Origin of the sequence: Rubrivivax gelatinosus, assembly GCF_004340905.1 — a bacterium.
GTDB lineage: Bacteria > Pseudomonadota > Gammaproteobacteria > Burkholderiales > Burkholderiaceae_C > Rubrivivax > Rubrivivax gelatinosus.
Window position 1 is genome coordinate 182778 of sequence record NZ_SLXD01000004.1, and the last position, 11636, is coordinate 194413.

4 protein-coding genes are annotated in these 11636 nt (G+C 75.2%); 3 read left to right on the forward strand and 1 reads right to left on the reverse strand.

What is annotated here, in order from left to right:
* Nucleotides 1-8: 8 nt before the first annotated feature.
* Nucleotides 9-8519 (reverse strand): GH36-type glycosyl hydrolase domain-containing protein, encoded by an 8511-nt coding sequence (locus tag EV684_RS08145; protein WP_242478521.1) that lies wholly within the window; start codon nucleotides 8517-8519, stop codon nucleotides 9-11.
* A 344-nt stretch (nucleotides 8520-8863) separates the two neighbouring features.
* Here EV684_RS08145 and cobA point away from each other — a divergent pair, with 344 nt between their 5' ends.
* The 3 genes from cobA to EV684_RS08160 all read left to right on the forward strand — a co-directional run bounded on the left by cobA (nucleotide 8864) and on the right by EV684_RS08160 (nucleotide 11633).
* A complete protein-coding gene (gene cobA, locus EV684_RS08150) occupies nucleotides 8864-9649 on the forward strand; it encodes a uroporphyrinogen-III C-methyltransferase (protein ID WP_132646008.1) in 786 nt (261 codons plus the stop codon).
* Between the two features lie 114 nt (nucleotides 9650-9763).
* Nucleotides 9764-10990, forward strand: a complete 1227-nt coding sequence (locus tag EV684_RS08155) for an NnrS family protein (RefSeq protein ID WP_132646010.1) — start codon at nucleotides 9764-9766, stop codon at nucleotides 10988-10990.
* 13 nt (nucleotides 10991-11003) lie between these two features.
* Nucleotides 11004-11633, forward strand: a complete 630-nt coding sequence (locus tag EV684_RS08160) for a precorrin-8X methylmutase (protein ID WP_132646012.1) — start codon at nucleotides 11004-11006, stop codon at nucleotides 11631-11633.
* Nucleotides 11634-11636 lie beyond the last annotated feature (3 nt).

Consider the following 11636-nt stretch of genomic DNA (forward strand, 5'->3'; position numbering starts at 1 on the left):
TCCCCGGTTCAGGCGGCCAGCGTCAGCACCACCTCATGCCCCAGGCCGTCGTCGGCCAGCGGCAGGGACGCGCCTTCCAGCGCCTGCCCGTCGAGCGTCAGCCCGGGCTGGCGGCCTCGCGTCACCTCGATCCGGTAGCGCGTCTCGTGGCGGCGGTAGTCCACCGTGAAGCCGGGCCATGACGCCGGGATGCACGGGCGCAGGTCCAGCCGCGCGCCGCGCTCGTCGACCTGCAGCGTCAGCCCGAGCAGCGACTCGAGCACCAGCCGGTACATCCAGCCGGCCGACCCGGTGTACCAGGTCCAGCCGCCGCGGCCGCCGTGCGGCGCGATGCTGTAGACGTCGGCCGCCATCACGTAGGGCTCGACCTTGTAGACCGCCACCTGGCCGGCGTCGCCGGTGTGGTGCAGCGGGTTGACGAGGTCGACGATGGCCCAGGCGCGCTCGGCCTCGCCCAGCGCCGCCCAGGCCATCGCCACCCAGACCGCGCCGTGGGTGTACTGGCCGCCGTTCTCGCGCACGCCGGGCAGGTAGCCGGCGATGTAGCCCGGGTTCGGCCCGCGCCGGTCGAACGGCGGGTCCAGCAGCTGGACCAGGCCGGCGTCCGCGCGCACCAGGTGCGTCTGCACGGCCTCCATCGCCTGGTGCGCACGCGCCGGGCCGGCGACGCCCGAGAGCACCGCCCAGCTCTGCGAGATCGAGTCGATGCGGCACTCCACGCCCTCGTGCGTGCCCAGCGGCGTGCCGTCGTCGAAGTAGGCGCGGCGGTACCAGCCGCCGTCCCAGCCGGCCTCCTCGAGTCTTGCCGCGAGCGCGTCACGCTCGGCCTCGCAGCGCGCGGCGAAGTCCGCGTCGCCCCGCCGCCGTGCCAGCGGCGCGAAGGCGCGCAGCACCTCGCAGAGGAAGAAGCCGAGCCAGACGCTCTCGCCGCGGCCGTGTTCGCCGACGCGGTTCATGCCGTCGTTCCAGTCGCCCACGCCCATCAAGGGCAGCCCGTGTTCGCCGAAGGACAACCCGTGTTCGACGGCGCGCCGCGCGTGCTCGTAGACGCTGGCGACGCCCGCTGCGCGCCCGGGCAGGTCGTAGCGCGACTCGTCCGGCGGCAGCACCGGCGGCGCGTCGAGAAAGCCGACCTCCTCCTCCAGCACGCCGCTGTCGTGCGTCGCGCCGACGTAGCGCGCCAGCGCCAGCGGCAGCCACAGGTAGTCGTCGGAGATCCGCGTGCGCACGCCGCGGCCGGCCGGCGGGTGCCACCAGTGCTGCACGTCACCCTCGGCGAACTGGCGGCCGGCGCAGCGCAGCAGCTGCTCGCGCAGCAGTTCGGGCCGCGCGTGCACCGTGGCCATCGCGTCCTGCAGCTGGTCGCGAAAGCCGTAGGCGCCGCCGGACTGGTAGAAGCCGCTGCGCGCCCACAGCCGGCAGGCCACCGTCTGGTACAGCAGCCAGCCGTTGGCCAGCAGGTCCAGCGTCGGTGACGGCGTGTGCAGCTGCACCGTGCCGAGCAGTTCGCCCCACTGCGCGCGCACGGCCTCCAGCACCGCGGCGGCGCGCGCGTTGCCGCGGTTGGCGAGCACCAGCCGGTCGGCCTCGTCGGTGCTGCGGCCCATCCCGAGCCGGAACACCACCTCCCGCGTCTGCCCCGGCGCGAGGTCCACGCGCACCTGGATCGCGCCGCAGGGGTCGAGCCCGGCGCCGCAGCGTCCCGACAGCGTCGTCCGGCGCAGGGCCTCCGGGCGCCGCAGCGACTGGTTGCGGCCGATGAACTCGGCGCGGTCGCCGGTGACCGAGCCGCCGACGCGTTCGGCCGGGTCGACGTCGAGAAAGCCGACCCAGTCGCCGAAGTCGCTGCCGTAGCGGTTGCGCGCGTACAGCGCGCCGTGCTCGGCCGAGATCTCGGTCGCCACGTGCGGCGCGGTCTTCTCGCGCTGGTCGCCCAGCACCCACTCGACGTAGCAGGTGACCGACAGCCGGCGCGTGCGGCGGCCCTCGTTGCGCAGCACGATGCGCGAGAACTTCAGCGCCTCGTCCGGCGCGACGAAGACCGTCAGCGTGCTGTGGACCGCGCTGCGCCGGTGCTCGAACGCGCTGTAGCCGAAGCCATGGCGTGCGCGGTAGGGCGGGGCGCCGGGAGGCTCGCCGCCGAGCGCCGGTGCCGGCTCGCACAGCGGCGACCAGACCTGGCCGCTCTCCTCGTCGCGCAGGTAGAACGCCTCGCCGCACGGGTCGGTGACCGGGTCGTTGTGCCACGGCGTGAGCCGCAGCTCGTGGGCGTTCTCGCACCAGGTGTAGGCGCTGCCGGTCTCCGAGACGACGGTGCCGAAGCGCGGGTTGGCGATCACGTTGACCCACGGCGCCGGCGGCCGCTGCAGGCCGCAGGTGACGACGACGTACTCGCGCCCGTCCGCCGAGAAGCCGCCGCTGCCGTTGAACCGCACGAGCCCGGTGCGGGCCGCGGCGAGTTCGCCCGCCAGGGCCGCCGGCGACGGCGCGTCGGCGGCGCGTGGCGCCACCGGCAGCGCCGGCGGCAGCGCCCGCGGGCGGGGATCCTCCAGCTGCTGCTCCAGCGAACCGCGGCGGTCGCTGATCACCGCCCGCGCGACCGCCTGCAGCAGCACGCGGTCCTCGACGGCGATCTGCTCGGCATGGCGCACGAAGATGCCGCCCGGACGGTCGACGACCGGCGACTCGACGCTGCTGGCGATCAGGCCGACGATCTGCTCCTGCAGCTGCTGGCGGTAGACGTCGCGCTCCTCGTTCCAGATGACGAGGTCGACGGCCAGCCCCTTCATCCGCCACCAGGCGTGGGCCTGGACGAGCCGGCGCACGAGATCCATGTTCGCGGCGTCGCCGATCTGCAGCAGCACGATCGGCAGGTCGCCGGAGATCGCGTAGCCCCACAGCCCCGACTGGCCGCGGCGGTTCTGCAGCAGCGTCGCGCCTTCGGGCCGCCAGCTCGGCTGCGAGAACACCACCGCGTTGGCCAGCCGGGCGTAGGTCTGCGCCGAGGCCTCGCTGGTGTTGATCTGCCGCAGCAGCACCTGGCTGTGGGTCCACGCCAGCTCGAACACGCGGTCGGCCAGGCGCCGGTCGGTCGCCTTGCGGGCCAGCGCGACGCAGGCGTCGCGGCTGTCGGCGGCGCCGTAGACGATGTCGACGACCGTGGTCTGCCCGGGCTCCAGCGTGACGACGCGGCGCGTCGCCACGACCGGGTCGAGCACCGCGCCGGCGGTGCCCGACAGCGGGCCGTGGGCCTGCAGCGCGGCCGGGGCCTGCAGGCTGCGGCCGCGGCCGATGAAGCGCGCGCGGTCGGTCTCGTGCGAGACCTCGCCGTGGCCCGCGCCGTGCACCGTCACGAGGTGGAACATCGACGGCGGGCGTTCCTCGGCCGAGCGGGGCCGGCGCGTGCAGACGATGGCCGGCGGCTGCTCGAGCAGCTCGGTCTGCACGAACAGCTTGCCGAACGCCGGGTGCGCGGCGTCGGCCGCCGCCGGGGCCAGCGCGACCTCGCTGAAGGTCGTCAGCTCGATCGAGCGCCGGCCGCGGCTGCGGTTGGACAGGCGCATGCGGCGCAGCTCGAAGTCGTCCTCCGGCGAGACGACGATCTCGGTGTGCACGTCGATGCCCTGGTCACGGCGGCGGAACTCGGCCCGGCCCTCGCTGAACACCGCCTCGAAGCTCTCCGGCGTCCAGCGTGTCGGCTGCGGCGTCGCCGACCAGACGATGCCGGTCTCGGTGTCGCGCAGGTAGCAGAAGCTGCCCCAGGCGTCGGTCGTGCCGTCCTCGCGCCAGCGCGTCAGCGCGGTGCCGTTCCAGCGGCTGTAGCCGCCGCCGGCGTGGGTCAGCATCACGTGGTAGCGGCCGTTGGACAGCAGCTGCACCTCGGGGTGCGGCGTCTGCGCGCTGGTGAAGACGCGCGCCGGCAGCTGCTCCTCGGGCTCGCCGGCGCGGGATTCGGGCGGCTCGGCCACCGGCGGCACCACCGGCCCGGCGCGCGGCACGCGCTCCTGCAGCAGCAGCAGCGTCGCCTGCAGCGCCGGGTCGGACGCGAAGCGCCGCTGCATCGGCTGGTCCAGCAGCGCGTGGGCCAGCGCCAGCAGCGACATGCCCTGGTGGTGCGCCATGTACGAGCGCACGACGGCGCGGCGCTCGCCGGGCGGCAGCCGCGACGGCGTGTAGTCCACCGCCTCGTGCAGCCCGAACACGCCGGCCAGCCCTTCCGTGGCCAGGTGCCGGATGTTCTGCAGCGCCGCGCGCGGGTCGACCATCACCGCCATCACGCTCGCGTACGGCGCGACGACGAGGTCCGCACCCAGCCCGCGCCTCAGCCCGAGCCCGGGCACGCCGAACGCGCGGTACTGGTAGTTCAGCCGGGCGTCGGTGGCGTTGTAGCCCGACTCGGAGATCCCCCAGGGCACGCCGCGCTGGCGGCCGTGGCGGATCTGGCGCTCGACCGCGCCGAGCATCGTCTGGCCGAGCAGCGTGTCGTCGTAGTTCGGCATCACCAGCATCGGCATCAGGTACTCGAACATCGACCCGCTCCACGACAGCAGCACGCCGCGCCCGCCCAGCCGCGACACCTGCCGCCCGAGCGCGAACCAGGCGCGCTGCGGCAGCTCGCCGAGTGCGATCGCGACGAAGGCGCCCAGCCGCGCCTCCGAGGCCAGCAGGTCGTAGTAGCCGGCGTCGCGGCGGCCGTCGTCGACGTTGAAGCCGATCGTCAGCAGGTCGCGCTCGGCGTCGTAGAGGAAGCGGAAGTCCATCGCCGCCATCGCCTCGACACGGTCGGCCAGCTGCCGCGCGTCGCCGCTCCAGTCGCTGGCGGGCGCGTCGATCTCCTCCAGTGCCGCGGTGCACTGGCGCTGCAGCGCGCGCGCCCAGCGCTCGGCCTCGTCGGGCGGCGACCAGACGTCCAGCAGCGCGTCGTCGGCCGCGTCCGGCGGCGAAGCGTCGGCCAGCGCCCGCGCCATGGCGGCCAGCTCGGCCAGCGGCTCGCGCAGCGCCTGGCCCTGCGCGGCCTGCGCCACCGCCGCGGCCCACCGCGCCGCAAAACGCTCGACCTGCGCCTGCTGCGGCGTGTCGTCGGCGGCCTGCTGCAGCAGCCGCAGCGGGTCGGCCAGCCCGAGCAGCAGCCGCCGCGGCTGCGGCGGCGCGGCCGCCAGCTCCAGCAGCCCGGCGCGCAGCGTCAGCAGGTGGCCGGCGAGGTTGCCGCTGTCGACGGTCGAGACGTAGGCCGGGCGCAGCGGCTGCAGCGTCTCGGTGTCGTACCAGTTCAGCCAGTGGCCGCGGTGGCGCTCCATCCGGTCCAGCGTGTCCAGCGTCGCCGCGGTGCGCTCGAGCAGCTCGGCGCCGCCGAGCCAGCCGAAGTCGTGCGCCGCCAGCGTCGCCAGCAGCGACAGGCCGATGTTCGTCGGCGAGGTGCGGTGCGCCAGCCGGGCCACCGGCTGCAGCTGGACGTTGTCCGGCGGCAGGTGATGGTCGGCCGGCCCGACGTAGGTCTCGAAGAACGCCCAGGTCCGGCGCGCCAGCAGCCGCAGCTCGCGGCGCTCGGCGTCGTCGAGCGCGGCGACGCGCCGCGGCAGCGGCTGGTCGATCCACCAGACGACGAACGGCGAGAGCAGCCAGGCCAGCAGCAGCGGCGTCGCCAGCGGCAGCACCTCGGGCCGCCAGACGGCGAGGGCCTGATGCACGAGCACCGCCAGCAGCGGGCCCGCGGCCAGCCGCAGCGCCGTCTGCGCCAGGGCCGGCAGCGCGCCGGCGGCCCGCGTGCGGCCGAGCTCCGACGACGGCTGCCACTCGAGCAGCCGCCGCCGCGAGACGTGCAGCCGCCACAGCGTGCGCGCCACGGCGTCGAGGCTGTAGTGCGCCTCGTGCGGCAGCACCACCAGCGTCAACGCCGCCTGCTGCAGGTGGCGCCAGGCCGATTCCGCGGCGGTGCCGGCCTGTGCGCGCAGCCCCGCCGGCCCCGGCCGGCGCAGCAGGTCGCCCAGCAGGCCGAGCACCGTCGGCGCGACCAGCACGGCCGCCACCGCCGCCGTCCACAGCGCCGGCAGCGGCAGCAGCAGCCAGCCGAGCAGCAGCAGCGCGAGCAGCGCCGGCGCGACCAGGCTGCGGCGCAGGTTGTCGGCGATCTTGGCGCGCGAGAGCATCGACAGCGGGTTCGCCGCGCGCCGCGTGCGCCCGGCGCGGCCGGCCCGGGTGTCGGGCACCGGCACCCACGGCAGCGCCCAGGCGGCGATCTGCCAGTCGCCGCGGATCCAGCGGTGCCGGCGCCGGGCGTCGACGTCGTAGCGCGCGGGCGGCGCCTCCGACAGCTCGACGTCGCTCAGCAGCCCGCTGCGCGCGTAGCCGCCTTCGAGCAGGTCGTGGCTGAGCACGCGGTTGTCGGGCAGCCGGCCGGCGAGCACGGCCTCGACCGCGTCGACGTCGTAGATGCCCTTGCCGATGAACGAGCCTTCGCCGAACAGGTCCTGGTAGACGTCGCTGACCGCGCCGGTGTAGGGGTCGATGCCGGGCTCGCCGCCGAACAGCCGGCCGTAGCGCGTCTGCCCGGCGCCGACCAGCGTCGTGCCGACGCGCGGCTGCAGGATGCCGTGGCCGGCGACGACGCGCTGGGCGCCGGGGCGGCCGCCGAGCCGCGGCCGGTTCAGCGGGTGCGCCATCGTCGCGACGAACTGGCGCGCGGCGTCGCGCGGCAGCTGCGTGTCGGTGTCCAGCGTGACGACGTAACGCACGCCGGGCAGCTTCCCGGCATCGCCGACGACGAGCGAGAAGCTGTCCGCGGCGCCGCCGCGCAGCAGCTGGTTCAGGTCGGCGAGCTTGCCGCGTTTGCGTTCGCGGCCGATCCACGCGCCTTCGCGTGGGTTCCAGCATCGCGGCCGGTGCAGCAGCAGGAAGGGTGCGCCGGGGTGGCGCAGGTTCAGCGCCTCGATGCCGCGCCGCGTGTGCGCCAGCAGCGCCTCGTCGCCGGGCAGCCGCTCCTGGGCCGCGTCGACGAAGTCGGTCAGCAGCGCGAACAGCAGCTGCGGGTCGCGGTTGGCGAGGTGGCGCACCTCCAGCGCTTCGAGCAGCGCGTCGGCGCCGGCCGTGTCGCCCAGCAGCGTCGGGACCACCACCAGGGTGCGGTCGGCCGGCGGTATGCCGTCGGTGTAGTCCAGCCGCGGCAGCGCGTCCGGTGCCGCGCCGCGCATCGCGACCGCGTTGACCACCGTCACCGCGAACTGGCTGGCCGCCAGCAGCAGCGCCAGCACCGTCGCCGCGGTCCAGGCCGCGCCGGCGGGCGCGACCGCGAAGGCCTGGGTCGCGGCGGCCAGCACCGCGGCTGCGGCCGCCAGGCTCACCGTCGCGACGCCGCCGCCGTACGCCGCCAGCGGGTGGCGGGCGAGCGCGTGCCGGGCGCGTTCCGCCCACGGCGTGCGCATCGCCACCGCGCGTTCCAGCGCCGGGCGGCCGGCGTCGACCAGCCACCAGCCGACGTGCGACTGCGGCAGCTGCGCCGCCGCCCCCGCCAGGCGCAGCGCCGCCTCGGCCACCTGCTGCTCGCTGGCCGGGGCGTGGCGCGCGATGCGCTCGACGGCATGGCGGTAGCGGTCGCGCGTGGCGAAGTCCATCCGGCGGTAGACGCCGGGCGGGTCGGCGTGCAGCGTGCGCTCGACGACCGACTGCGCCTCGACGAAGTCGCGCCAGTCGGTCGAGCCCAGCAGGCGCAGCCCGGCGATGCTGTTGCTGACGGCCACCTGCGCCGCAGCCTGGCCCTGCGCCTCGGCCTGGACCAGGGTGTCGACGGTGGCGCCGTGCTCGGCCAGCCGCTGCTCGACCCAGCTCAGCGCCAGTGCCAGCGCCGGCCCGGTGCCCTGCAGCCGGCGCGACAGCTCGGCGACGAACGGCGGCGTCAGCGGCGGCTTCGAGCGCGCCATGTCGGCGACGACGAGGATCAGGTCGCCCGGCTCGCGCCGGGCGACCTCGGTCATGCGGTCGGCCCAGCGGCCGGCGATCTCGCGCTCGTTCAGGCTGCGCGCGACGCCGGCGGCGACGCGGCGCAGGTTCTCGATCAGCGCCAGCCGCAGCATGATCGGCACCGCCCACAGCTCGCCCAGCTGCAGCGGCTGCAGCGTCTGGTACGAGGCGACGAAGCGCACCAGCACGCCGCGGTCCAGCCGCCCGTCGGTGTGGGCGACGGCCAGCAGCGACAGCGCGTAGACGCGCGGCCTGCCCTGCTGCGGGCCGTCGAGCAGGCGCGGCAGCTCGCGGCTGTAGCCCGGCGGCAGGTGGCGCCGCGCGGTGAGGATCTCCTCGCCGATCAGGTACCAGTTGTCCAGCAGCCACTCGCCGGCCGGCGTCGCGCGCTGGGCGGCGTCGGCGCGGCCGGCCAGGAGCGCGCAGGTGCTTGCCAGCGCGTCCTCGTTGTCGGCCAGGCGGGCCAGCAGTTCGTCGCGTCCGGGCGTGGCCCCGACGCGGTGCTCCGATGCCAGCTGCAGGCCGAGCTGCTCCATCTGGTCGGCCGTCAGCAGGTCGGCGCGCATGGGCGCGTCTTCGCCCGCCGCCGCCGCGGCGGCCGGCCGCACGCGCCAGGCCCGCCCGGGCATCCGCCAGCGGGTGGCTCGCCAGCGTGCGAACGGGGTCAGCGGTGTCGGCATCGGGTCCTGGCCCCGGGGCAATCGGGGTGCCCGGGGCGCGGCCGGTGGGCCGCCCGGGGCGGCTCCGCTATGATCCGGGCGTCCCAGGACACCCCTCAATGCGTTTGAAACCCGCCCTTGCACGGCGGAGGCCGCAGGCCCGAAGCCTGCGCAGCCCATCAGGACATCGACGCAACGCCACCCACGGGTGGCGTTGTCGTTTCCGGTCCGCGGCCCAACGAATCTCGACGATGCAGCGTGACATCCAAGCCGGCCCCGCCTGCGGCCACGTGACCCTGCTGGGCGCCGGCCCCGGCGACCCCGAACTGCTGACGCTCAAGGGCCTGAAGGCGCTGCAGGGCGCTTCGCTGCTGCTCTACGACGCGCTGGTCAGCGACGAGATCCTGGCGCTGGCGCCGGCCTCGGCCGAGCGGCTGTACGTCGGCAAGCAGGCGTCGCGGCACGCGCTGCCGCAGGACGAGATCATCGCCCTGATGCTGCGCCTGGCGCGCGAGGGCCGCTCGCTGGTGCGGCTCAAGGGCGGTGACGGCTACATCTTCGGCCGCGGCGGCGAGGAGGCGATCGCGCTGGCCGAAGCCGGCGTGCCCTTCGACGTCATCCCGGGGCTGAGCGCCGCGCAGGGCGCGGCGGCAAGCGCCGGCATCCCGCTGACGCACCGCGACCACGCCGCGGCGCTGGTCTTCGCCACCGGCCACCTGCGCGCCGACGGCCAGGGCATCGACCTGGACTGGGCGGCGCTGGCGCGGCCGCGGCAGACGCTCGTCATCTACATGGGCGTCGGCACGCTGGCGCTGATCTGCCGCGAACTGGTCGCCCACGGCCTGCCGGCCGACACGCCGGCGGCCGTCGTCGAACGTGCGACGCTGCCCGACGAACGCTGCATCACCGGCACCGTGACGACGCTGCCGCAGCTGGCGCTGGAGCAGCGTGTGCGCACGCCGGCGCTGATCGTCGTCGGCGGCGTCGTCGGGCTGCGGCCGCTGCTGCGGCGCGAAATCCCGGACGCCGCCCCATAAAATCCGGCGCTCGCCTCGCCCAGGGTGTCGTGCCCTGACGACCGCTGGCGCCCCGCAGGCCGTCGTGCCGGGGCCCGCTATTCGATCGGTTGGCTGCGGCTGCCGTACTAGCCGATGGCTCGAACCACAGAACAACCCGCCCCGTCCCCGCTGTCCGCCCTCTGGCTCGCGCCGCACCGGCCGCTGTTCCTGATGGCCGGGCTGTGGGCGCTGGCCGCGCTGTCGTGGTGGCAGTGGGGCTGGTGGTGGTGGCCCGGGCTCGGCCTGCCGACGCTGGGCACGCCGGCCGTCTGGCACGTGCACGAGATGGTGTTCGGCTTCGGCGGCGCCTCGGTCGCGGCCTACTTCCTCACCGCGGTGACGAGCTGGACCTCGCGGCCGATGATCGCCGGCCGGCCGCTGATGCTGCTCGTCGCCTTCTGGGTCGCCGCGCGGCTGGTGATGCTGCAGGCCGCGCATCTGCCGCTGGCATTGCTGCTGGCGCCTGGCGCGCTGTACTTCGGCATGGTGACCTTCTGGCTGCTGCGCGACATCGCCGCCGCGCGGGTCTGGAACAAGCTGGGTTTCCCGGGCGCGATCCTGGCGCTGGGCCTCGTCGACGCGCTGCTGGTCGTCGCCGCGCGCGAAGCCTGGCCGCTGGACGTGCTGGCGCTCAAGCGCGCCGCGGTGATGTTCTTCGCGATGAAGGTCGCGATCATCGCCGGCGGCATGATCCCGGCGTTCACCGCCAACTGGCTGCGCCAGAGCGGCTCGGCCACGCCAGCGCCGCGCGAGAACCGGCTCGCCAACCGCCTGGGCCTGGTCACGCTGTACCTCGCGCTGGGGCTGACGCTGGCCGGCGCCGAGACCGCCAGCGGCTGGGCGCTGATCCTGGCCGCGGCGGTGCAGGCCTGGCGCTTCTCGGGCTGGCGCTCGCATGCGGTGGGCGGCAACACGCTGCTGGTGATGATGCACACCACCTTCTGCTCGCTGATCGTCGGGCTGGTCATCGTCGGCGTCTCGCGCCTGGCGCCGGAGTTCTGGCCCGAACGCGACGCGGTGCACGCGCTGACGATGGGCGCGATGGCCGGCATGGTGCTCTCGATCGCCTCGCGCGCGGCGGCGCGGCGTGGTGACGGCGGTGCACTCGACGCCGGCCGGCTGCTGCCCACCGCGTATGCGCTGGTCTGGCTGGGCGCCTGGCTGCGCACGACCGCACCTTTCCTCTACGGCTGGCTAGACAACCCGGTGGCGCTGGCGGCGCAGCTCTGGTGTGCCGGCTGGCTGGTCTTCCTCGCCGCCTTCGTCCCGACCCTCCTCGGCCCGCTGCTGCGCCCCGTCTTCAGCGGCGCCAAGGCCTGAACCTCCGTCCCCCATGCCCCACGTCTACGAAACCGACGGCGCCGCGATCTACCGCCGCTCCTTCGCCACCATCCGCGCCGAAGCCGATCTCGCGCGTTTCGACGCCGACGAGGAGCCGGTCGTCGTGCGCATGATCCACGCCGCCGGCATGGTGGGGCTGGAGCGCCAGGTGCGCTTCACGCCCGGCATGGCGGCCGTGGCGCGTGCCGCGCTGGCCGCCGGCGCACCCATCCTCTGCGACGCACGCATGGTCAGCGAAGGCATCACGCGCGCCCGGCTGCCGGCCGACAACCGCATCGTCTGCACGCTGGACGCGCCCGAAGTGCCGGCGCTGGCCGCGAAGATGGGCAACACCCGTTCGGCCGCGGCGCTGGAGCTGTGGCGCCCGATGCTCGCCGGCGCGGTGGTCGCGATCGGCAACGCGCCGACGGCGCTGTTCCACCTGCTCAACATGCTGGAAGACCCGGCCTGCCCGCGGCCGGCGGCGATCATCGGCTGCCCGGTCGGGTTCGTCGGCGCCGCCGAATCCAAGGCCGCGCTGATCGAGGCGCCGCCGGTGCCGGCGGTGGTCGTCGAAGGACGGCTCGGCGGCTCGGCGATCACGGTGGCGGCGATCAACGCGCTGGCCAGCCGCAAGGAGTAGCGC